The following is a 22,103-nucleotide window of genomic DNA, read 5'->3' on the forward strand; positions in this document are numbered from 1 at the left end:
TTACACCCGTAGTCTAGAACCATTCTAGGGAAACTCCTCCGATGGTTTTCCGTTTTATTGTCTATTTCCAGCGGGTCGTATCGTCGACGAGCTACTGGGTTGTGCTGCTATCAACGGCGTCGAGGTCAGGCTCGTCAAACTCGAGTGCCGCCACAACAGCCGTCGGCAGGTCCGGACGTGGCGCCGCTTCGTGACGCTGGATCTTCTCCGTTTTCCGGGTGTTCTCGTAGAGGGATCGAGCAACAGGCACTCCTCGTAGGTATTTGTAGCTGTGGAGGATCTCCACACCACGCTCCGTGAACCCATAGAACTGCGCTGGGAGTTCCCAAGTTTCCTTGTTCGGCTCTGATGTGTACCGTGCGATGATGTCTTCGTCGCGTAGCGTGTCGAGGTGGTTTCTGATTATCACACGGTTCTTCCCCGTCATGTACTCGAGTTCCGCGAGGGACATGAGGTGGGCAGGGTGGCCGAGGAGTTCTTGGACGATGAGCTGTCGGGTGTCCTGTGAGAGAAGCTCAAATAACCGCTGTTGCTCTGCGAAGGGATCCGCGTCCCCGGTGTCCATATTCGAGTAAACGCGGAATCAGCATAATAAGTCTCGGTCTGTAATGCGGCGATCTACAGCTGTCTTCACTCTAACTAGTTAACTACGCAGTGGCGTATTTTCTGATCGGTTGGTTGAATTTTTCTGCGCCCGCAGAGCCGTATCCTGACCTACTCCGAATTATTGACTCTCTATATTAGAGCTCAGGATATTATTGCCCAGACTATTATAGTTCTACCTCTAACCTCGAAACACGTATGTATCCCCCGCCACGACGAGGAGTATGGACCAGTTCGTCAATCGTCTCGATGAACTCGATCGGTTGCAGGCCCTCTACGAGAGCGACGCTGCAGAACTCGCCATTATCTACGGGCGCCGGCAGATCGGCAAGAGCGAACTCGTCCGCCAATCGATTGCCGACCGCGACGATGCCGTATACTATCAGGCAGTTCAGGGAACGGCGACGACACAGCTCAGGCGATTTGTCGAGGCAGCAGCAACGACCTATCCAGACATCACGGCCGTCAAAGAGGAGTGGGAACCGCTCTTAACGTACCTCACCGACAGAGACGCCATCATCGTCATCGACGAATTTCCGTACCTCATCGAATCGAATGAGGGGCTTCCATCGGTGATTCAACACCTGTGGGATACCGCTGTCGACGAGAGTCAGGCGACGCTCGTACTCACAGGCTCTGCGATCGGTATGATTCATACCCACGTCCTCGATGGCGGTGCGCCACTCTACGGCCGGGTATCTCAGACACCGAATGGCCGTCTCGAACTCGCCCAGCTGCCGTTTCGCTCCATCCAAGAGTTCGTGCCGACGTACGATCCCGAAGAACGGGTGTTCGTCTATGGCGTCTTCGGCGGCACACCCCGATATCTCAGCCCACTCGATCCATCAGAGAACCTCGGAGAGAACATCACGCGGCTGCTGTGCGACCCGGATGGCTCACTCCACGACGAGCCCGAAACCGTCCTTCAGATGGAGCTCAACGAGGTAAACACGTATTTCTCCGTACTGGAATCGATGGCCAGCGGGAACCGCAGTCGAAACGAGATCGCCCAGGGAGCCGGCATCGAGAGCACCAACACGTCGTACTACTTCGACCGGCTGGACACGCTCCAGATCATCGAGAAACACCATCCAGCACTCGCCGACCCGGCACGCAGCAAGCGGACGCGATACAAGATTCAGGATCCAGTGTTCCGGTTTTACTTCCGGTATCTCTACGGCCGTGGAGGCCAGTACGAACTTTACGGCGAGGACGCCTACGCAGATCTCATCGAACCGGAATTGCCCGACTTCGTCAGCGAAACGTTCGAATCGCTCTGTCACCAGGCGGTGCCGGCGCTCTATGCAGACTATCAGCTCACACAGGTGCCACGCCAGTGGTGGTACAAGGGCCGGGAGGTGGATGTCGTCGCCCCAACTGACAAGTCAACGCTGATCGCTGGCGAAGCGAAATTCACCAGCACCCCCCTCAGCTATGACGTGCTTTCGAATCTTGAAGACGACGTGGAGCACATCGACTGGACCCCCTCTGGAGGTGATGAGCCGACATATGAATTCGCCTTGTTCAGTCGTTCTGGTTTCAAACGCTCCGTTGAGGAAGCTGCAGACGAGCGTGATGACCTCCGTCTCTTCGATCTCTCCGATATTGTTGCCATTCTCGAGAATGACTGACGCAAATCTGGAATCGACACGGGACGTCATTCCGGCTGCCCTCGAGTTCTAATTTGAAGATATTGGCTGCCCAGGCGGGGTGTTCGTCGAGCCGTCCTTCAAGAGTGTTCGCCACGCACTGTGGTTGTTGCTCCCGTTTCGGTGGACTACTTGACGGCCCGCTCACAAGAGTGTGTTAATGCGCATTAACGTCCGGGACAACAGGTATGTGTTATCACCGGTAAACCAGCAGTATGAGCGAATCACCTCAGAAGCATCCAGCAGCGGAGAAGGACACCAAGGAGGCCCGCCTGGAGAATCCGAGCGGTGTCTTGTATCTCTTTCAGCACGAGAGTGTCCCAATCCTCATCGACGCCATTCTCACGCTCCCCCCGGGCCGAGAGTTCACCAAGACGGAGCTCGCGGATCATGCTGGCGTTACTCGGCAGACAGTGAGCAAGTACATCGACCTTCTGGTAGAAACCGAGATCGTTGAGGAAGTAGCGAACTCGTCACCCCGCCGGTATCAGGTCGCCAAGAGCGATGCCGTTCAGGAACTTTTCGAGCTGAACAGTGCGCTGAACGCAGCCGGTGAGTGAGGAGACGCTACCGTTCCACTGAGCTGCGCAAGAACTGCTTTATATTGCCTATAGGTGATCCTATAGTCTAAATAGGGCCGATGTCTGACGTGGTTTTAAGACTACAGGCTTCTCTATAGGAGACACTATAGGGTTCCTAAGATGAGCGAGACACTACGCGCCGCCGCGTTCCTCGACAAAGGCGGCACCGGGAAGACGACGACCGTCGCCCACCTCGGAGTCGCCCTCGAGGAGCTCGGGCACGAGGTCCTGCTTATTGACCTCGCCGGGAAGCAGGGCGATCTCGCGAAGCACTTCGGCGTTTGGGGCGATTACCAGGCGCGGATTGAGGCCGACGAGGCATGGCCGAACATCAGCACGGTCTTCGACGACGCGTGGGGGACGATCGCCGAAAAGCTGGGCGACGACACTCTGGCTGATCTCGTTGTCTCCACTGACGAAGGACCCGATCTGATCCCGGCACACCCCGGACTCGACACCCTTGACGCCGAACTCGGGAATATCGACGATGCGCGTGAGCGCTATAGCCGTCTCGAACAGTTCCTCGACGAGTACGTCGACCCGCTCGGCTATGACGTCGTTCTCGTTGACCTCCCGGGGATGACGAATAACGTCGCATACAACGGACTGTGGGCTGCCCGCCACGTCATCACGCCCGTCGAGATGGGGCCGTTCGAGGCCGAGCAGGCCGATGCCCTCCGTCGCGACCTCGGGAAGATTGCCGACAGTTTCGCCGTCGACATCGATCTCGCGCTCGTACTTCCGAACAAGGTCGATACCCGAACGAATCTCGCCGAGGAGTACTTGGACGCGTTTGAGTCGGAGTATCCGGACGCTATCGCACCCGACTACGTCCCGTATTCACAAGACATTCGAAACGCTGCGGACCGAGGCCAGACTGCGTTTGCGCTCGAAGAGCCGTCGACGACAGCACGCCGGGCCCGTGAGGCGTATCTCGCTGCCGCTGAAACGCTTGTCGAACGGCTCGGAGGTGAACACCATGGCTGAGGACGACGACGATCTTGCGGCCCTTCGCGAACAGACGTCCCACGGTGACCGAATCGAAGAGGCGGCTGCCGAAGACGCAAAGCGTGATCTCGTCGAGGACATCCTCGATGAGTTGGAGGCCATCGACGCCGGCGACAAACAGAAGACCATCAGCGTGTGGGACGGGCCTCTTGCGGCGTTCATTCGTGCGCTGGAGGAAAATCCTGACCGCTTGGAGGAAGTCGGCCACGCGCTTCAGCGGCAGCTAGATATCGAGGAGGGTGACGTTGACCGGAGTGAAATCCTCCGCCTTGCCCTCCGCCTTGGATTCCAGGAAGCTGCTCCCAAGGAGTTCGAAGCGGTTCGCGAAGCGGCCCGGAAACAGGCGACAAAGGGTCTCTAGAGTTCCCTATAGTTTTAGCAATAGTAATTCCTATAGGACAAACTTTGGATCTACCGCTAAGGTCACTACCTAGGCCACTCCGTACTGCTCTTTGAGTGCTTCGTACTCCGTTCGACTCGGCAAATGAATTCCATCTGCGGCTGGTGGCTCGTTTTCACCAGCTAAGTACCGATACATCTCTGAGATAGTATCCGCTAACCCGTACCACGCTGCGACGTCCATCAGCTCCTGTTGGGCGATTGCTTCTGCCTCGATCAGTAGGAGGGAGTAACTCACTCGTCGCGATCCGCTGTCAAGGACAAGGGTATGGCAGACGATTTCGGCCGGCGTCAGCGTCTCTTCTGGGGCATACCAGAACGCGGGCTCTCCAGCGAGGAAGAACTGTAACCCGAACTGCTCGAACCGGGCCAGGCCTGTTACTTCCCACTCTTCGGCCGCGTAGAGCGATTCCGTATCGTGCCGTTCCTGGACACGAATGAGCGCTCGGTGAGGGTCACACCATTCGACCGTGGTGCTGGGGGCGAGGTCTCGAGCGCGATTCAGGTGATCGTGAACCACGACTGCCTGGATGAATTCCAATAGTGGTTGAATGCTATCGCTGAGTGCGTATTCCGGACCAGCTGGGGACAACAGCGCTCGGTTCTTCAGCGGCGATAGCGCCTTGTGGACGCTTTGTCGAGAGATCTCCAGCCGGTCCGCAATTGATGTGATACGGCGTGGTTCATCGAGATACCAACAGATGCGGATCGTCGCGGGAGTGAGTAGCTCCGGCCAGTCGACGTGACTGAATTCCGCTGTGAGCTTCCGATATTGCTCGATAACGGGGTGCTCTGTGATCTGGACCACTCGCTTGTTGTGATGTCGGCGCGTTTCACGAAGGAGCCCGGTATCGATCAGCTCGTCGAGGAGGTGGTAGATGTGGTCGCGTGTATACCCTGTGTCTGTTGCGAGCTCTTCAGGAGTCGCTTCACGGCCCGTGATGAGTGCGTCGACGATCGTGAGTTCGCCCTTCGAGAGCACTGTGAAACAATATTCACTGTACACTTATAAATGATACAGGATATCAGTTTACAAAATTGAGCCATAATTGGCCTTTAGGTATACCTATATGAATTTCTATAGCTTGTCACATTCCCTACTAAACACAGGCTAGAAGTTGAGGAGGGACTTTGCCGACGGACTCATTTGGCCCACTGGATTGACTCCAGGCCGGAGACCTCGGCAAGTCGGTCGCTGATCTCTTCATCCGTCATCGTCGCCGTCCAGTGAAGCGTGATTTTGACCGTGATGATCGTGGCCGAAAGCTTCGGATCGATACTGTGGAGCTCGTCAATTGTGACCGCATTCACGTCTTCCCCCCGTGAGAGGCGCTCCTCGGCATCGGTGACGAGATCACCGTCTGCGCCGCAGGGAACGCGGATCGTCACGACAGCAGTTGTCGTCGAAGCTGAGTCGTTGGTATTGGTTACAGCCATTCTATCATCTCCGTAGAGGAGCACCTCACGGGCTGATTGGTCCACGAGCTGTGCTCCGAGTGCGCGAGGGACGATTCGAACGCCCGTCTCGGTCGTGGCACGACCGCGTGTTTCCGAACTCCACCACTCGCGCATCCTCAAAGAAAAGATACAGACAGAGCTAGGTCGGCTCGAACGCTTCGATCTCATCGATGACCTGCTTCGGCTTCTCGGCGTGTTCGATGAACGAGAGGACGTTTTCCGACCACCCCGAGATGTTGTAGACGTTCTCGTAGCCTTCTGGCGTCACCAGGTCGCCATAGGCTGCGAGATCGACGAGATACAGCGCGGTGTCCGCAGACACCTCGTCTCGATACGCATCGAACACGTCTTTGACCGTCTGGGAATCGCGGGCCGTGAACGGCGTGTTGTCCCAGATCTGCATATCGGTGAAGACGACGATGCGTTCAACAGCATCCCCTCGGTCGTGGAGGTGCTTGATCGCCTTCCAGCCGTTCGTCGAGTTCCCGACGTCCTCGTCGATCGCCAACACCGCCGCTTGGCGCTGCAGGACTGGCGTGTCGACGTGCATCGGAACGGTCTGGAAGTCGTCGCCGAACCCGCCGACGTCAGCACCCTGGTCGGCCAGCATCGCACCGAACAACGCACCGATCTCCTTCAGTCGGAGCGTGCTGTTCGCGGACAGCGGCTGATCCATCGATCCCGACAGGTCGACCGCAACAAAGGTATCTCCGAATCCGCCAGGCACCGTCTCGACCGCGACATCAATTGCGTCTTCGAGCCACTGCTCGACCGTCGGTGCCTGGACATCCGCGTCTTGCAGCGCGGTGTAGGCCTGGTAGTACCGGAACGGGTACAGCGGCGCGTGTCGGACGGCCTCCAGGTCGAGGTGATCCACGACGGTGTCCTCCGGCACGCCGGCTTCGAGCATGTTCCGGAGGTTCCGGATCGACGCGAAGATGGGCAGCGTGTACTCGTCGTCCTCGATGAGCAGTTCCCAGGCGGCTTGGGTGTTGCCGCGCTCGGAGATAACCGTCTTCCACGTGTTCGGCGCCGGCAACGGGTCGACGTCGGGATAGTCGTCAAGGCCACCACGCATGAACCGCTCGAAGAGCGCTTCCTGCTCGGCGTCGACGGGCGTGGGGTGGACGCGGTTGAAGACGTCGTGCAGCGTCACCTCGCGCCGCGACAGGTCGTACTTGCCCAGCGTGTAGGCGTCGGCCATCTCCACCAGCGCGTCCTCGATCCCGCGTCGAAGCGGCCACGGCGCAGTCCCGCCGAACAGCTGATCGTGGACCGCGAGCGCGGTGGCCGTCTCGTCCATCCGCTGGATGATCGCCGGCGCCCATTCGCGGATGAGCGACTCGGGGGAGTCGTCCTTGAATCGGTCGTCGTTGGCTGCCAGTACGAGTAGCACTTGTGGGATGTCCCGCAAGTAGAGCTCCTGGCGAGCATAGGCCGCGAGCTTCAGGACGAACTCCGGGTCCTCGTTTGCGGTGGCATCGAACTGGCGAACGACAGCAGCCAGCTGCTCGTCATCGGTCTCGTAGAACGATCCCTCCAGCAGCTGGTTGATCGTGCGCTTGTACAGTGCGAGTCAGGGGTCGGCAGGCTCGAACGCTTCCCCACCTTCGTAGTTGGTGGTCCGCGTTGCCTCCGCGACCGTTTGCTTTGGCGTGTTGAATTCCATCCTATCACCCGGAGCCGCAACAGGCGACTCCGATCGCAGCTGCCCACTCGCTCTGTGAGCAGCGAGTCTCGGGAGCGAAATTTCCCGAACCAGCCTCGCATCGCTCGGCTGGACGTTCCCGGCACGATTCGAACGTGCGACACCCGGCTTCGAAGGCCGGTGCTCTGTCCTGACTGAGCTACGGGAACACGAGTGGCCGAACAATTTCTGGAGCGAACGACGGGATTCGAACCCGTAATGTGCCATCGACGTAGCGCTCCAGATCGACGGCCACTGGCGACACGGCGACCGGAAAACTGTCGGAGCGGAACCGGTGTCGAGCGTCCTCTCGGACGCTCTTTGTCCGGGATGTTCTCGATGGACTGCGCCACCGACAGGATTTGAACCTGCGAGTTCCTGGCGAAGCAACGCTCCGACTCGACGGTCGCCACGTGCGGTCGGGCAACCGGTGGTGCGACGGGCTATGACTCCCGTTGGTGTGCTTTGCGGGCGAAGAAACGCACCACCTCGACGACCACACGCTTGGGGAAAGCCGACCGTGACAGCGTCACAGATCCGTGGCTGCCCGCTATGTCAGACACGGAAAAAACGCTGTCAGGGCCAGCCTCCCCGAGTGCTCCCGAGGGGAATCGAACCCCCGACCTCCACCTTGAAAGGGTGGCGTCTCTCGCCAACGGAGACTCCGGGAGCGCAGTAGGGACGAAATCAAGCGCTGAGGTGCGGCGGACACCCACGGATTATCGCAGGCGTTCGAAGCCCTCGAGTTGCCCGTGCGTGAACGTCACTTGATACGTGACGAGTGTCTCGAGATTCTCGAAGGAGTGTTTGAGCTTGAAGCGGCCGTGGTAATCGTCTCGTTCGATCCAGCCGTCGTGGACTCGGTTCCGACAGCCGGCCATGTAGAGGAGATCTTCCTCGCCGACGTCGTCACGGCTCGCGTATGGCCGGTCTTCCGGCGGGACCGCTTCGGTGTGCCACTCCTCTTCGAGGAGCCGACCGTCCGCCGTAATCCGAAATGTGGTCATGGTCGGTCGATCGATGCCTTTCGTCTGCCAGTCGGCGTCCTCGGCAGGAGCAAGCCCGTCGGGGTACTCCGGTAGATGGACGTCGTCGTAGAGTTCGACTGTATCGAATAGTCCCATTGTTGTCCTCCATTGCGGGACCAGGAGTCGAACCTGGGCCTCGGGGATATGAGCCCCGTGGACTGCCATTATCCTATCCCGCAGCACACAATTCGGAACTCACTCATGGACATCTCTCAGTTCTCCACAGCTGTCCGTCCCTCAGTTTCGTCGGCTGGAAGTGAGAGGTCTCGGACTGTTGGAGAATGCTCCAGCCCGGATTCGAACCGGGGGCTCGGCCGTGAGAGGGCCGTGAGTTTGGCCGCTACTCCACTGGGGCGGGTTGGCCTCGTCTGGAACGGATCGTCCGCCAGTGGATGGATGGCGGTCACCTCGTTCCGTGGAAGTATGCGCCGTCCTCGGTGACGCAGATTTTCACGCTTCCAATCGTGTCGATGGACGTTGTTTCACCGAGCGGGACGTGACGGAACGCTTCCTCCTCGCAGGTAGGGCAGACATTCGTTGTCATGACGCCGCGACCCGGATTCGAACCGGGAGACCGATAGCAGACGGCCACGGCATAGCAGGCCGCTGGGTTCCCCAATACCCAGTCACGGCACAGTGAGCCGACGAGGATTCGAACCTCGGTCCTGTGCGCCCAAGGCACAGATCGTCGTCCGCTGGACCATCGGCTCACGGGACTGCCGAGCGTTCGGCAGCTGATTATCTATCTGTACGATTTTCCAACTGCGCAACCGCGACCGAGTAGTCGTGGTTGCGCGTCTCATTGCGGGGGCGTACTTCGGGTGTTCCCGGGAATACCACACCGGCTCATGTAGGTTGCAGACCCTGCTGGGCCCAGCATCGTCGGAACGATCCAGCTGACCGCACCAACGGGCTGCCTACCTCGATGGGTATCCCCACGTGGCCACGCCACGCATCCACGCCGACGCCGGGATTTGAACCCGGATCACGGCCGTGACAGGACCGTATGCTCGCCGGATTACACCACGTCGGCATGTCGCCCCGGCCGGAATCGAACCGGCGACCTCCGGATTCAAAGTCCGGCGTCCCTCGCCAGCGGAGACTCCGGGGCTCGATGTAGCCGCAGCTCTCGCTGCGGGGCTGTTGGCTAACGACTTCCGTACGCTCAGCGCAGACGAAGTCCGCTCGCTCCTGTATCGAACGAACGGAAACCAATCAGCCGCGAGCCTGGCACCCCGCACTCGCATCAGGCTGTGTCCTGAGCGAGTACTGGGCACAGGCAGGCGGCAATCCCGTGTTCCCCGACCCGTGACGGGTAGTCCGTATGGGGGCCGAGTTATGCGGGTGAGAGTGTCCGGACGTCGCCGGATTGCGTCGAACTCTCGTATTCGAAGTCGACGTGGATCCGGCGGTTTGCGCCCGGGCTCTTCGCACGCTGATCTTGTAGGCACTCGCCGAACACGGGACCCGCGGCTAAGCGAGAACGAGCACGCCGCGGCGTGAGGCGAGTGATGATCATCGTGTTGAACTCTCTCGGTTTGAGGGGTGTCTCGGACGTCAACCTGGAATATCGTGGCAATTGTATTAAAATTAGTTAGGGTGTGTTACCCACAGACACGCCAGTCACACTCCAAGATGCGGTTGCACACGACGTTTAATGTCCTAGCATTGGCTGTCGTCGATAGCCGGACGCTGGCCGGTGTTCTCGGTTGGACCCGCAGAAACTATTTACACCAACCTGCTCTCTGTGGCGATAGATGAGTGGCCGATCGCCGGTCCGGTGCTAGCCGGGAGCCCAGTCACACGGCGTGACTGACGGTTCTCGGTTAGATACCAATGACCGAGAATACCGACTCAAACGAATCTCAGAAGCCAGGGAGTGCAAACAGCGGGTGTTCCAACCACACCGAACAACGATCATCTACTGGATGCCAGGGTAGTGGTGCTTCCCCGCCGTGCGATGCGTGTGACACCACCCAGTACGACAAACTCCACGAAGTCTCTCTTGGTGAGCGGGCGTATGATGTGTGTGGAGATTGCCTCCAGCTCCTCGTTGACGACGTCGAGGAGTACCACTGGTGGGACCGCCTGACTGAAGCGCACTACAATCGCGCTGCCGAGTTTCTCCGCTCCCTTGATGCAGTCTGGTGTGTCAAAGATCAGGCCTACGCTGGCGGGGAACTGTGGGTCCATACGCCCTATTGTGACGCTGCCGTCGTCAGAGATGTGTGTGACCACTTTGGGTTCCAGATTCGCTGGTTTAGTGTTGTCTACCCCGCTGACGATGGCTTCGAGTGCGTCTCAGAGCACGGCCCCTGTGTCGAAATCAACCTCACATTCACGATCCACCGTTCGGATCCACTCCCGCTTGAATACGACATTCAGAACGACGTGGCATACCACGAGATCGAGTGGCTTGATGAGTATCGGCGCCTGTTCGATTCGATTCTCGATTGAGATAGAGGGAGCGAACGCACTCGAATTCAGTGATGGCGACGCGGACGACGAGGAGCTCTCCCGAAGAGACAGTAGGTGAGACTGGATGTTCGGATGTATACGGTCTACGCGATTGCCAGTGATTCACTTTCAAAAAATTTCGTGACTTTCACATCTAACGCTCTTTACAGCCGACTGCGTACTATTTTCAACGATGTCCATCGACCGAGACACATTCGAGAACACGAGCGAGGACGAGCTCGCGGATCTTTCGGTCCCTGATCAGGTTCTTGGCTTCCTCATAGCAAACGACGACTATGCGTTCAAGGCCCGCGAGATTGCGTCTCAGACCGGTCTTGACGAAGGCCCGGTTAGTACGGCACTCTCTCGGTTGAAGGATCGTGAGCTGGTCGAGCACAAAGCAACATACTGGGCAGTGACGGACGACGAAGAACGCCTCGAGGGATATAGCGGGTATGAGCGGGCGACTGCCCTCTTTAACGAACAGCTCGGACCGGAGGACAAGGACGCTTGGCGTGAACACGCGCCCGAGAAGGCGCATCCAAGCGTCGATACCGAGGACGACCAGTGAGCGCTCTGTCTCAGCCGGTCTAACGACGGGAGATGCCGTGCGGTGGCAGTAGTTGAGACTGGTCCCCTTAACGAATATGGCAGTCTGGCGCAGTTCATAAATAGTATGAAGTCGTAGTCTCGGATAGAACGATGGCACGAATCACCGGATCATATCCTGACGATCTCGACCTCCTGATTGAGGGTGCTGTCGAGGCTGGTGTGTTCGGAGGCAAGAGCGATGCGTTGCGGGAGTTCGTTCGTGAATACTTCGAGGACCACGAGAACGAGCGGATAGCAGCTGCGGTCGCCCTCTACGAACGCGAACGGATTACACTCGGTGATGCTGCGAGACTCGCTGATGTCGACCGCTGGACGATGCGTGACATCCTCCGCGAGCACGGCGTCGACCTCCGCCTCGGACTCGTTGACGAAGACGACGCAGCTTACGAGGTGGAGGCAGCACGCGAACTCGAATTCGACGATGAGGACTCGGACGACGTGGATTCGCCTGCGAAATGACAGGTGACGATATTCCAGCGAACCCGAGCGTCCTGAACACGACTGTCCTCTCGAATTTTGCGTATATCGACCGGTTGTGGGTGGTTGCAGGACTCTCTGGAATCTGTACGGTTCCAGTCGTCCGCGAGGAACTCGAAAACGGCGTTGACGATCATCCGTATCTGCAATCCGCACTCGATATACTCGACGACGAGATTCCAGTCGTGCCTATCTCGGAGACGGTCGCAAACAGGGAGGCGGTCGTCAGTGACCATCTCGATGCCGGCGAGGCCCAAGCGTTTGCCGTGGCGGATGCACACGACGGCCGTCTGCTGACCGATGACGGGGATGCTCGATCGTTCGCCAAAGAACAGGGTGTGACCGTTGTCGGATCAGTCGGTGTGCTCTTGGCTGCGATTGATGCTGGTAAGCTCAACGAATCGACCGCTGACGAGTGGCTGTCGACATGGATTGACGAGATTGGCTACTACGTTCCATATCGGTCGATTTCGGACTATCGGTGAGCTCCATCTTTCACCTTTTTATAACCTGTATCGTCTCAACTCCGCGCGGCCGCGAAAATATATAGTGAAATATGATTTATAAATTAGCTGGACTCTTGTATTCCGTTGTCTCAGGGTCCTAAACCCCATATTCCTCCAATATTACTGCGATACGCGCTGTTAGTGATTATTTCGATAATCACGACCACTTTGAAGTACCCCGCCGCCGTCGGTGAAGCACGAATGCTGCAACCGCCTCACGACGGCGCTTCCCCCAGGGTAGAGGCACCGAGACCGGACTCGCAGGACGGTGGAGGGCCGGTGAATGGTTGATCGAGCACTTTCGACGCCGCTCGACGATAGCTTCGAGCGTTACCTCCAGGACAAGGGGAAAGGCCGCGGTGGCGACGGCGGGAACTATCGACGAAACGCTGCGCGTGAGCTTGAGCGGTTTGCCGAGTGGGCCGCCGGCAACCGCGCCGACGACTGGACCGGAATCGTCTCCGACGACGTCGACCGCGACCCCACCTTCGAGGACCTCGACGAACGCGTCTTCCGCGAGTACGCCCGGCATCTCGCTGGTGACCGTGGCCTCAAGCTGAACACCGTCCAAACCTATTACCGCTATATCTCTGCGTGGTGTGGCTGGTGTGTCAACGAGGGGTATCTCGAGGCGCATTACGCCCAGCGGGCGAGTGCGATGGCGCCACTACCGGAGGATGACGGCCGAAAGCCCGGTGACCAGCAGGCCTGGACGTCCGAACAGCGCCACGACCTCACCCGCCACGTCGACGAACGGGCCCGCGACGCCGTCGAGGCGTACACGACACTCCCGGAGGATACTGACCCCCTCGACAAGCAGCGAGCGCGCTACACGGCGCTCAAAGCGGCTCGTGACCGGGCGCTGGTGTTCGTCCTCGCGTACACCGCCGTCCGCGTCGGCGAACTCCTCCGGGACCCGAACGACCCGCGCCGGCGCGGCGTCCGCTGGGAAGATCTCTCCCTCGACGACGGGAGTATGGATGTCTACCGGAAGAAACAGCAGTGGGACGCCGCCAGTCTCCCCGACCCGGTGATCTCGCCGCTGCGGAGCTACCGCCAGCTGATGGACCCACCCACGGAACGCTGGCCGGTGTTTCCGACGTTCGACCAACGGACGCTCGCGGAGCTCGTCCGGGAAGAGCTAGCCGAACGAGGGGAACGCCCAGAAGCAATCACTAAACGCCGTACGGAGTACGCTCGCGACCTGCTGCTGGCGCTCGATGAGGACATTCGGCCGCCGTCGATCACGACGGATGGCGCACGGTCGATTCTCCAACGGCTCTCGGGGGCCGCAGGGATCGACATCGACCATCCGAAACACGATTATCTTGCTCCACACGGCGGTCGCCGAGGGATGGGAGAGGTGCTTGTCCGAGCGTTCGGATACACGGTGGCGGCCCGGTATCTCGATAACTCCGAAGAGATGGTCCGAGAACGGTATTCACATATTGAGGCTGGAGAACTTGGTGATGTCGCCACTGAGGCGCTCGAGGAGATCGATAGTATACTGGAGTAATTTTTTTTTCGAGTGTGGGGGTGGACCGACGTGGTCACACCACTTCGACGGTGAACAGCGAGTCGTCGTTGAGGACGACCTGTACCCGGTGGTGCCAGGCGTCAGCGAACGCCTCCCGCTGTTGATCGCTTGCTGACCCATCCAGTATTTCCTGGAGATTCCCGATTGCGGGTCCCCCGTCAGGAACGTCGCCAACATGGTAGGTCACTTCGACGGTCTCGTTCGTATCGGTTCGCCGGAACCGGAACGTCGGCGCCGCCGTGTCTGGATCGAATGCGTCGAAGTGCAGGAGGTCACGGCGCCCCCCATGACCACCGGCGAGCCCGCTGAATCCGTCGTCCTCGGTCGAGCCAGTCACGTACGAAATGATGCGCCCCATCACGCCGTACGCAGCATCGTCTCGCGGGCCGGCTGCCTGGACTTCGATTACGCTTCGGATTGGATAGTCGTCGGGATACAGGGCATCGAGCCCGAGCTGGACGATCCGGTAGGCGCCCGAGGCAGTCGGACAGGAGTGACCGGCCTCTTTCACCGCGTCCGTGTAGGTGACGACGAACGGATCGCCTGATGTGAGGACGCCGAGGGCCTCCGCGACGGGGTCGCGGATTTCGATCGGGTCGGCGTCGTAGTCGACCTGCCAGTCGGTGCTAGTGTGCGTCGCGTCAGTCGCAGGTGAATTTGTTGTCATTAGTTGTGGAGATTAGTGTCGGAGCAGTCGCATCCCGTTGAGGATGACGAGGAGAACGCTGGCTTCGTGGACGAGCATCCCGGCGGCGAGCGTGACGTAACTGGTGAGCACGCCAGCGAGCAGGACGGTCACGGTCAGCACCGCGAGCCCGACGTTCTCGAGGACGTTCCAGCGCGTCGCCTTACTGAGTGTGACCGCGTACGGGATGCGTTCGAGGTCGTCGGCCATCAGCGCCATGTCCGCCGTCTCGATGGCGGTGTCCGTGCCGGCAGCGCCCATCGCGATACCGACGTCGGCGGTCGCCAGCGACGGCGCGTCGTTGATGCCATCGCCGACCATCGCAACGACTTGGCCGTCGGCCTGGTATTCTTCGATGACGGTCTGTTTGTCCTCGGGGAGGAGTTCGGCGCGGTACTCGTCGATGCCCACTTCCCCTGCGACGGCACTTGCCGTCCGCTCGTTGTCGCCGGTGAGCATCACCGTCTCGATGCCGGCATCCTGAAGCGCCGCTACGACGCCAGGAGCGGCCTCTCGAAGTTCGTCGCGCATCGCAATCACGCCGATGACGCTGCCGTCTCGCACGACGTGGACGACCGTCTCACCGCGTTCCTCGCGGCCACGGACGTACTCGGCGATGTGATCCGGGATGTCGATGCTGCGGTCGTCGAGCAGCGCCCGGTTCCCAACGACGACCTCGTGGCCGTCCGTATGGGCGACGACACCCTTGCCGGCGACCACGTCGAAGTCATCCGGATCCGAAACCGACCGGTGTTCGGCGCTCGCGGCATCGGAATGGGCGATCGCAGTTCCGCCATCGGTTGCGGCGGTCGGACGGTCGCGTGCTGCGTCGACGATGGCGTCGGCGAGGTGGTGTTCGCTTTTCTTCTCGGCAGTCGCCGCGAGCGAGATTACCTCGTCGTCGTCGACGCCGAACCCCTCGACGTCGGCGACGGTGGTCTCACCTTTCGTGAGGGTGCCGGTCTTGTCGAAGGCAACGAGGTCGATCTTGCCGGCACGTTCGAGGTGTTCGCCACCCTTCATCAGGACGCCCGACCGGGCGGCGTTCCCGATGGCCGAGACGATGCTGACCGGCGGTCCGATGACCAGCGCGCCCGGACAGCCGATGACCAGCAAGGTGAGTGACAGGATCGCGTTCTGCGTGACTGCGTACGCGCCGATTGCGAGCACGATGACGGCTGGGGTGTAGTACTTCGCGAACCGGTCGATGAGACTCTCCGTGGGCGACTGGGCCTCCTGGGCCTCCTCGACGCGGCGGATGATGCGCTCGAGCGTCGTATCCGAGCCCGCACCCGTCGTCCGGACCTCCAGTGCGCCTTCCTGGTTGACCGTCCCCGCGTAGACTTCGTCACCGTCGGCCTTGTGAACGGGCGCGCTCTCGCCGGTGACCGGGGCCTGATTGACGGCACTCTCGCCATCGACGACGCTCCCATCGACCGGAATCTTGCCGCCCGGTTTCACGATGACAACTTCACCCTCCTCGACGTCGCGGGCAGGAACTTCTTGGAGGTCTCCGTCGCGACGGACGGTCGCCGTGTCGGGCGTCATCTCCAGAAGCTCCTGGAGTGCCGTCCGGGTCTTCCGCATCGTCCGGCCTTCTAGGTAGCTGCCGAGGCTGAACAGGAAGACGACGGCGGCAGCTTCCCAGTATTCGCCGATGACGATGGCACCAATGGCCGCCAAGGTCACGAGCGTCTTGATGCCGAGCGTTCGGTTGGTGACCTCGTAGTAGGCGGTTTTGGCGATGTCGTAGCCGCCGATGATCGCCGCGAGGATGAGAATACCGGCACTCGCGGTATCGAAGCCGGTGAAGTGGCCGAGGCTCCAGCCGCCACCGTAGAGGAGGCCGCTGGACGCCGTAACGATGGCTTTCCGGTTCTTCCGGTAGTACTGTGTTATCGTTTGTGCGTTCATTGATCTAGGCGGGCTGGGGCGTGTAGTCCTGGTTTTCGATGGCCTGTGCGAAGGCGTCGGGGTCAGCGACGTCGTCGTCGTACTCGATCTCGACTCGGCCGGTCGTGTAGTGGACTTCCACATTCTGGACGCCGTCGACGTTCGATAGGGCGCGTTCAACGGTGCTCGCGCAGGTCGGGCAGTCGAAGTCCATCACACGGAGTTGGGTTGTCTCGTTCATCACAGTTCTACGTAGCACCCGGACCGCCATATATATTTTTTAAATGATATGTTTGAATAGAGATATAGGTCGTTGGAACAGTTCAATAGGTCGTCTAGGGCTTCGACTCGATCCGACCGCAGGACAGTCGTCCGGTCGAAGCGTTCGACAGTAGTGTTCGCCGCTACCTTTTCCCGCACGTGTCTCGCAGTCTCATTATGAGCAGTTCCGCCGGCGACCACCATCTCGACGACATCGCGATCAGGGATACCCGCGTCTCGGATGCCATCGACGAACCAATGCGAGCGATGATCCTCGACATACTGGCCGACCAGGCACGGACGGCAGGCGAGGTTCACGACCGACTTACCGAGCGAGGGATCGAGCGGACCGAAAACACCGTGCGGCACCACATCAACGAACTCCGCGATTCCGGGCTCGTAGACGTCGTCCGCTTCGAGGAGGGGCGTGGCGGCACGACGAAGTACTACCACGCGAACACGATCGTCCTCTCGTACTCCTTGCCCGACACCGCTGATGCCGCCGTCGAGGAGATGACCGACGCTATCCAGCCAGAGATTACAGAGGCGCTGAACCAGCTTACGGGGGAGTACGAGGAGTCTATCGAGGAGATAATGAGGGAGATGCAGCCGTGTGATCACTGTCGGAACCAGAAGTACGAGACGTACGTCCTGCTGACCGTCCTGCGGCGAGCGTTCGTCCGCGCTCAGCGGGAATCGTAAGCGACGCCAGTGAGTCATAACGATATTTACTGACTCGGTCCATGGTGGGAGACTCCGTTGTTGTTGGATCTCCTGGTCTCCCCATTCAGGATCCGTGTTCCCCGTGTCGCGCACGATCACCCGGGTGAAACGAATTGGCAGATGAAATCGCACGCCGTGAAGAGAACGTCAACAGCGTCGATATCGGCGAAACACGAGTGACTGGGGGCGTTAATCGTCGTCGAGTTCGGAACCCGCGTCTCCTTCGGCGAAGATCCGCCGGGAGATGATCGTTCCGTCGGAGATGGAATCAGGTTCGTCACGGCGGACGAAGCGTTTCTTGAGAACGTCGTAGGCGAACAGACTCGCACCGACGATAATGAGGATGTCGCCCGGCAGGCGTGCCCAGAAGAGCCACTGCACGATGTCGCGGCTGTAGAACGCGAGCGAGCGGCCGGCGTCGTAGTTTGCCGTGAAGACGGTCTCTAGCTGGAGGAAACCGACGGGGACGTCGCCGATGAAGACCATCCACGCGAGCCCGGCGTTCAGTATCCAGAACGCACGCTTGAGGTTCGTCTGATCCCACTTCCCGGCTTTGGTAGTGAACTGGAGGGCGTAGACTGCCATCCCGAGTGCGAGGAAGCCGAACGCGCCGAACATCGCGCCGTGTGCGTGCCCGACCGTGAGGAACGTGCCGTGCTCGTAGTAGTTCACCAGCGGGAGGTTGATGAAGAACCCGAGGACGCCACCGCCGACGAAGTTCCAGAACCCGGAGGCGATAATGAACATGAACGCCAGCCGATACGGGAAGTCCTTGCCCGCCCCCATCATCGCCCGGTACTCGTGAAGGGCTTCGTAGAGGATGAAGATCAACGGGATGAACTCCAGCGTGGAGAAGACACTCCCGATAGGGATCCAGTAGTCGGCCATACCAACCCACCAGTAGTGGTGGGAAACGCCGATGACGCCTGCTCCCATCACGAACAGCGCTTCGAACATGACCGCTTTCTCCGCGCTGCGACGTTTGAGGAGGTTCATCGAGACGAGGGAGATACCGATGATGGCGACGACGAAGAACTCGAAGGCGCCCTCGACCCACATGTGGACGACCCACCAGCGCCAGAACTCCGTCACCGGCATCGTAGTCTGCGGTGTGTACAGCATGCTCGCGGAGAAGAGCAGCGCGATGGACCCGCCCGCGTAGAGAATCATATGGGCGAGTCCGTATCGCTCCTCCCGGTCGAGCAGGGGTTTGAAGCCCCGTGCGACGAGAGCTGCCCAGAAAATGAACCCAGCGAGCAGACCGGCCTGCCAGAGGCGTCCCACTTCGAGGTACTCGAGGCCCTCGTTGCCGATGATCCACCAGAGTGCGCCATCGATGTAGCCCTGGGCACCGAGCCAGATACCTACTAATCCGCCGCCGACGACGACGACCAGTGCCCCCAGCAAGACGTGAATGTACCGTTTCTGATTCTTCGGCTCGTGCCCGGTGAGCAGCGGCGGGAGGAAGAGGCCAACGCCGAGCCAGAGGGTGGCGATCCAGAGGATCGCGAGGTCGATGTGCCAGGCTTTCGTGATCGCGAAGGGGAGGGTCGCCATCGCGTCGACGCCGAGGGCTTCCGCGATGCCGTAGAAGCCCTCCCGCTCAATGTAGTAGTGTGCCATCAGCCCCCCGAGAAGCGTCTGGACGACGAAGAGCACGGCCGCCACTGGGACGAACCGAATTGCAGCGAACTGGCTCGGGTAGAGGTCGATCTCGTTAGGATGGGGGACGTCGACGCCCTTCGTGTCCGGTTCCGGGAGTTCGGCGGAGTTGTACAGCCAGATGCCGGCGCCACCCCCGCCGACGAGGAGCACCATCGCGATGACGCTCCACGTCAGCGAGGACGTCGTGGGCGTATTCCCGGCGCCAGGGTTGTACGGCCACTCGTTCGTCCAGGAGACGTCGCTGTTCGGCCGGTCGATCGACGAGAACAGTGCCGTCCATAGTGCGAAGTCCGCGAACCGCTGGGCGTCCGAGCGTGTTTCGATGAACTGTTCTGGGACGCCGTGTTCGGCGGCACCGCCGTAGTACCGCTCGACGTATGATTGCTGTACCTGTTCGTAGGCGTACGACTCCGCGGCGGTGAGCTCGAGAGTGGTCCCTAGCTCGCCCTCCTGAAGCTGGCGCGAGACGACAGAGTTCACGGCCGCTTGCTCCGGTTCGGGAAGGTCTGCGTACGGCGTGTCGTAGCGTTCCTGGGCGACGTACACGCGCATGTTCGAAACCAGTCGTTCCTGGGCGTCGGCCGTGTAATCCGGGCCGAAGTACGCGCCGTTCCCGAGGATCGACCCGTGGTTCATCAGGCCGTTCTGCTGGAACGCAGCCTTCCCTTCGACGATCTGTTCATTCGTCGTGATCACCTCGCCGTCGGGGCCGACGATGCGCTCCGGGCGGTCGGGCGATTCCTGGTACGCGAAGTACGCCCCCGACCCCATCACGATTAGATTGAAGACAAACGCCAGGAGGAGTAACTTTGCAAGGGTTTTCCTGCGGACTTCCATGTGTCACACTCCCACACTCTCGCTACATAATGGTGGTGCTGAAAAAGAAAGGTTGTGAGCGCCACGCGTCGCTTATTATACTGCGGTAGAATTCTATCACCGTTCTCCTGCTACGATTTCATAATGTATTACTATCCAGACAACCCTCCGATCGATATGGAGTTTGACCTACCGAGAGCGGGCGGAATTCTTGTTGCAATAATCGCAATCGGGGTCGGGGGGCTGGTCGCCAGCGGCGTCATGGCAACCCAGACGGTACTTATGATGGTGCTCCCATCGATGGTGATCTTCGCAGCGGTCGCGTTCTGGCTCGGAATGAAATACGGCGGGTATCGTGCCCTGCAGTAAGTCATCCGGTGAGATGATATTCCATGATAGCTATGGTCTCCAGTATCGACGTTCCTGAGCAGTAAGAGGATGATTTGTTGTTCGCCGACTCTGTTACAATTCTGGGAAGGTGATACAACTGGGGCTCAGTGGCGGTCAATACAGTGTGTGTCGGCACCGATAGCAAACGGATAGATATAGCTAACTCTGTCTTGTCTGATGGATAGCAGAAGCTATAGACTGACTGGATAGGTAGGCGTAGCTGTGATGTCGTGGTATATACTCATACTCGCAGGCCTGTTCGAGATCGGCTGGGCAGTCGGACTTGAATATTCGGACGGACTCACGAAACCAGTGCCAACGGTCGGCACTGTTGTCGCCCTCGTCATCAGTATGGTACTGTTGGCACAAGCAGTCAAAGACCTCCCAATCGGGATAGCATATGCTGTCTGGACAGGTATCGGTGCAGTCGGGACGGCCACGCTTGGAATCATTCTCTTTGATGAACCCGCCACTCTCGCCCGCATATCATTCATCGGTGTGATTGTCGTCGGGATCGTTGGTCTACACGCTGTTTCGGGCGGCCACTAAGCAGCTAGTTATCATTATTTACACCTGAATCTACACGCATTGTAGTCAGTCTTCAACTCTCCTCTTGGATTTGACCACCCATAGCCATAAACGGATAGGCGGCGTATTTTCGTTGTATGACAAGTGAACGAGTAACCGAGCTCCTCCAGCGGGCGTATAGTGACGAGATCGAGACCGTGATGAACTACTTGACGAACTCCATTGTCCTCGACGGAGTCAGTGCCGAGGAGGTAAAACAGAGTCTCGAAGCCGATGTTCAGGAGGAACTTAATCACGCCCAATTGTTGGGCAACCGGCTCAAGCAACTCGACGAGCGCCCGCCCGCGTCAGCCGATTTCGAAGCGCGACAAGAAAGTCTTCAGCCGCCGGAGGACAGTACCGACGTCGTGTCGGTCATTGACGGCGTCTTGGATGCCGAAGAAGACGCCATCCAGATGTATCGTGACCTCATTACAGCCGCGACTGATGCCGATGACCCAGTCACAGAAGATCTCGCCGTCACAATTCTAAGTGACGAAGAAGCCCACCGTACGGAGTTCCGTGGATTCAGACGCGAATACAAACAGGACTGAACAGACTACCGACAGACTCACGGTCCTTGGAGCGTTGTTAAACCCCAGATTTTGACTTTCTATGGAGAGAGGGTAAGCCCATCCTCAGCCACGATTACGTCGCCGTCAAATTCTGACTCGGCGTCTCGCCGCATCGATTCGAGATCACGGTACGGCATGATGTGCGTGAGAACGAGCGTCTCGACGCCAGCGTCCTGGGCGAGTTCTCCCGCGTCTGTAGCATCACAGTGATTGGCCGTCAGCGTCGATTGGTCCAAGTCCCGTTCTCCCTCGGCATACCGTTGCCAGACGAACTGGTCGTCCTCGTCCGGCACGCGGTCCTTATCGACCGGGGCGGTGTTACAGTCCTGAACGAGGACGTCCGCATCAGAAGCGAACTCTGCGAGCGACGGGATCTTCCGCGTGTCGCCGGAGAAGACGAACGACGAACCGGTTTCGTGTTCCTCGAAGCGGAATGCGTACGTCTCGATGGAATGTTCGACTGGGAGTGCGTCGACGTCCCAACCGTCCATCTCCCGACTGAACTCCTCTGTCACGAGTTCGGTTT

General features: G+C 59.5%; 24 protein-coding genes and 9 tRNA genes. 13 read left to right on the forward strand and 20 right to left on the reverse strand.

Translation table 11 applies throughout. From position 1 onward, the window contains the following. Positions 1-91: 91 nt before the first annotated feature. Complete coding sequence (locus tag MXB53_RS15385; protein ID WP_248898447.1) at positions 92-565, reverse strand: helix-turn-helix domain-containing protein; 474 nt, start codon at positions 563-565, stop codon at positions 92-94. Between the two features lie 262 nt (positions 566-827). Between MXB53_RS15385 and MXB53_RS15390 the strand changes: the two genes are divergently transcribed. From MXB53_RS15390 to MXB53_RS15405, 4 genes are all read left to right on the forward strand, one after another. Continuing rightward, positions 828-2,234, forward strand: coding sequence for an ATP-binding protein (locus MXB53_RS15390; RefSeq protein ID WP_248898448.1), 1,407 nt, complete (start codon positions 828-830; stop codon positions 2,232-2,234). A gap of 233 nt (positions 2,235-2,467) precedes the next feature. Continuing rightward, the gene (locus MXB53_RS15395) at positions 2,468-2,812 is read left to right on the forward strand and encodes a MarR family transcriptional regulator (protein WP_006183402.1); all 345 of its coding nucleotides are present in this window, start codon (positions 2,468-2,470) and stop codon (positions 2,810-2,812) included. Between the two features lie 141 nt (positions 2,813-2,953). Further along, positions 2,954-3,820 carry a ParA family protein gene (locus MXB53_RS15400; RefSeq protein WP_248898449.1) on the forward strand — a complete coding sequence of 289 codons (867 nt, stop codon included), beginning with the start codon at positions 2,954-2,956 and terminating at the stop codon, positions 3,818-3,820. Then, positions 3,813-4,202 (forward strand): DUF8115 family protein, encoded by a 390-nt coding sequence (locus tag MXB53_RS15405; RefSeq protein ID WP_248898450.1) that lies wholly within the window; start codon positions 3,813-3,815, stop codon positions 4,200-4,202. Before MXB53_RS15400 ends, MXB53_RS15405 begins: the two co-directional genes overlap by 8 nt. A gap of 69 nt (positions 4,203-4,271) precedes the next feature. On the opposite strand, the gene MXB53_RS15410 is transcribed toward MXB53_RS15405, so the two are convergent. The 14 genes from MXB53_RS15410 to MXB53_RS15475 form a co-directional block, all read right to left on the reverse strand. After that, positions 4,272-5,222: a MarR family transcriptional regulator gene (locus tag MXB53_RS15410; protein WP_248898451.1), complete on the reverse strand. Its 951-nt coding sequence runs from the start codon at positions 5,220-5,222 to the stop codon at positions 4,272-4,274. Positions 5,223-5,383: 161 nt separating this feature from the next. Further along, positions 5,384-5,722: a hypothetical protein gene (locus MXB53_RS15415; RefSeq protein WP_248898452.1), complete on the reverse strand. Its 339-nt coding sequence runs from the start codon at positions 5,720-5,722 to the stop codon at positions 5,384-5,386. A gap of 15 nt (positions 5,723-5,737) precedes the next feature. Further along, positions 5,738-5,810 (reverse strand) — tRNA-Gly (locus MXB53_RS15420). A gap of 27 nt (positions 5,811-5,837) precedes the next feature. Beyond that, on the reverse strand, positions 5,838-7,094 hold the full coding sequence (locus MXB53_RS15425; RefSeq protein WP_248898453.1) for a TROVE domain-containing protein: 1,257 nt from the start codon (positions 7,092-7,094) through the stop codon (positions 5,838-5,840). 386 nt (positions 7,095-7,480) lie between these two features. Continuing rightward, positions 7,481-7,555, reverse strand: a tRNA-Arg gene (locus MXB53_RS15430). A gap of 426 nt (positions 7,556-7,981) precedes the next feature. Beyond that, positions 7,982-8,057, reverse strand: a tRNA-Glu gene (locus MXB53_RS15435). A 47-nt stretch (positions 8,058-8,104) separates the two neighbouring features. Then, positions 8,105-8,509, reverse strand: coding sequence for a hypothetical protein (locus tag MXB53_RS15440; protein ID WP_248898454.1), 405 nt, complete (start codon positions 8,507-8,509; stop codon positions 8,105-8,107). Positions 8,510-8,521: 12 nt separating this feature from the next. Then, a tRNA-Met gene (locus tag MXB53_RS15445) sits at positions 8,522-8,592 on the reverse strand. 103 nt (positions 8,593-8,695) lie between these two features. Continuing rightward, a tRNA-Glu gene (locus tag MXB53_RS15450) sits at positions 8,696-8,768 on the reverse strand. A 48-nt stretch (positions 8,769-8,816) separates the two neighbouring features. Beyond that, on the reverse strand, positions 8,817-8,957 hold the full coding sequence (locus tag MXB53_RS15455; RefSeq protein ID WP_176765364.1) for a hypothetical protein: 141 nt from the start codon (positions 8,955-8,957) through the stop codon (positions 8,817-8,819). A gap of 2 nt (positions 8,958-8,959) precedes the next feature. Continuing rightward, a tRNA-Ser gene (locus MXB53_RS15460) sits at positions 8,960-9,046 on the reverse strand. Positions 9,047-9,050: 4 nt separating this feature from the next. Then, positions 9,051-9,123, reverse strand: a tRNA-Pro gene (locus tag MXB53_RS15465). Positions 9,124-9,372: 249 nt separating this feature from the next. Next, positions 9,373-9,446: transfer RNA gene (locus MXB53_RS15470), tRNA-Asp, on the reverse strand. 3 nt (positions 9,447-9,449) lie between these two features. Next, a tRNA-Gln gene (locus MXB53_RS15475) sits at positions 9,450-9,525 on the reverse strand. A 724-nt stretch (positions 9,526-10,249) separates the two neighbouring features. On the opposite strand from MXB53_RS15475, the gene MXB53_RS15480 reads away from it, so the two are divergent. The 5 genes from MXB53_RS15480 (at position 10,250) to MXB53_RS15500 (ending at position 13,981) form a co-directional block, all read left to right on the forward strand. Beyond that, positions 10,250-10,870 carry a hypothetical protein gene (locus MXB53_RS15480; protein WP_248898455.1) on the forward strand — a complete coding sequence of 207 codons (621 nt, stop codon included), beginning with the start codon at positions 10,250-10,252 and terminating at the stop codon, positions 10,868-10,870. Positions 10,871-11,063: 193 nt separating this feature from the next. Continuing rightward, positions 11,064-11,441, forward strand: a complete 378-nt coding sequence (locus tag MXB53_RS15485; RefSeq protein ID WP_248898456.1) for a MarR family transcriptional regulator — start codon at positions 11,064-11,066, stop codon at positions 11,439-11,441. A gap of 131 nt (positions 11,442-11,572) precedes the next feature. Next, positions 11,573-11,941 (forward strand): UPF0175 family protein, encoded by a 369-nt coding sequence (locus MXB53_RS15490; RefSeq protein WP_248898457.1) that lies wholly within the window; start codon positions 11,573-11,575, stop codon positions 11,939-11,941. Beyond that, a complete protein-coding gene (locus tag MXB53_RS15495) occupies positions 11,938-12,444 on the forward strand; it encodes a PIN domain-containing protein (RefSeq protein WP_248898458.1) in 507 nt (168 codons plus the stop codon). The genes MXB53_RS15490 and MXB53_RS15495 overlap by 4 nt, the downstream gene beginning before the upstream one ends. Before the next feature lie 304 nt (positions 12,445-12,748). Continuing rightward, positions 12,749-13,981, forward strand: coding sequence for a tyrosine-type recombinase/integrase (locus tag MXB53_RS15500; RefSeq protein WP_248898459.1), 1,233 nt, complete (start codon positions 12,749-12,751; stop codon positions 13,979-13,981). Between the two features lie 34 nt (positions 13,982-14,015). On the opposite strand, the gene MXB53_RS15505 is transcribed toward MXB53_RS15500, so the two are convergent. The 3 genes from MXB53_RS15505 to MXB53_RS15515 are packed head-to-tail and all read right to left on the reverse strand — an operon-like array spanning position 14,016 to position 16,821. Continuing rightward, positions 14,016-14,669: a formylmethanofuran dehydrogenase subunit E family protein gene (locus MXB53_RS15505; RefSeq protein WP_248898460.1), complete on the reverse strand. Its 654-nt coding sequence runs from the start codon at positions 14,667-14,669 to the stop codon at positions 14,016-14,018. 12 nt (positions 14,670-14,681) lie between these two features. Continuing rightward, the gene (locus tag MXB53_RS15510; RefSeq protein WP_248898461.1) at positions 14,682-16,601 is read right to left on the reverse strand and encodes a heavy metal translocating P-type ATPase; all 1,920 of its coding nucleotides are present in this window, start codon (positions 16,599-16,601) and stop codon (positions 14,682-14,684) included. Between the two features lie 4 nt (positions 16,602-16,605). Next, positions 16,606-16,821, reverse strand: coding sequence for a heavy-metal-associated domain-containing protein (locus MXB53_RS15515; protein ID WP_248898462.1), 216 nt, complete (start codon positions 16,819-16,821; stop codon positions 16,606-16,608). 197 nt (positions 16,822-17,018) lie between these two features. Here MXB53_RS15515 and MXB53_RS15520 point away from each other — a divergent pair, with 197 nt between their 5' ends. Next, positions 17,019-17,543 carry a winged helix-turn-helix domain-containing protein gene (locus MXB53_RS15520; RefSeq protein ID WP_248898463.1) on the forward strand — a complete coding sequence of 175 codons (525 nt, stop codon included), beginning with the start codon at positions 17,019-17,021 and terminating at the stop codon, positions 17,541-17,543. 210 nt (positions 17,544-17,753) lie between these two features. On the opposite strand, the gene MXB53_RS15525 is transcribed toward MXB53_RS15520, so the two are convergent. After that, entirely contained in the window at positions 17,754-20,066 is a 2,313-nt protein-coding gene (locus MXB53_RS15525) for a nitric-oxide reductase large subunit (RefSeq protein WP_248898464.1), read from the reverse strand. Between the two features lie 156 nt (positions 20,067-20,222). Between MXB53_RS15525 and MXB53_RS15530 the strand changes: the two genes are divergently transcribed. The 3 genes from MXB53_RS15530 (at position 20,223) to MXB53_RS15540 (ending at position 21,556) form a co-directional block, all read left to right on the forward strand. After that, positions 20,223-20,414: a DUF7333 family protein gene (locus MXB53_RS15530; protein WP_248898465.1), complete on the forward strand. Its 192-nt coding sequence runs from the start codon at positions 20,223-20,225 to the stop codon at positions 20,412-20,414. A gap of 246 nt (positions 20,415-20,660) precedes the next feature. After that, positions 20,661-20,984, forward strand: a complete 324-nt coding sequence (sugE, locus tag MXB53_RS15535) for a quaternary ammonium compound efflux SMR transporter SugE (RefSeq protein WP_248898466.1) — start codon at positions 20,661-20,663, stop codon at positions 20,982-20,984. A 116-nt stretch (positions 20,985-21,100) separates the two neighbouring features. After that, positions 21,101-21,556, forward strand: a complete 456-nt coding sequence (locus tag MXB53_RS15540) for a ferritin-like domain-containing protein (RefSeq protein WP_006667206.1) — start codon at positions 21,101-21,103, stop codon at positions 21,554-21,556. 59 nt (positions 21,557-21,615) lie between these two features. On the opposite strand, the gene MXB53_RS15545 is transcribed toward MXB53_RS15540, so the two are convergent. Continuing rightward, the coding region (locus MXB53_RS15545; RefSeq protein WP_248898467.1) for an MBL fold metallo-hydrolase at positions 21,616-22,103 on the reverse strand (488 nt) is incomplete at its 5' end.

Source organism: Haloplanus sp. XH21 (assembly GCF_023276355.1).
GTDB lineage: Archaea > Halobacteriota > Halobacteria > Halobacteriales > Haloferacaceae > Haloplanus > Haloplanus halobius.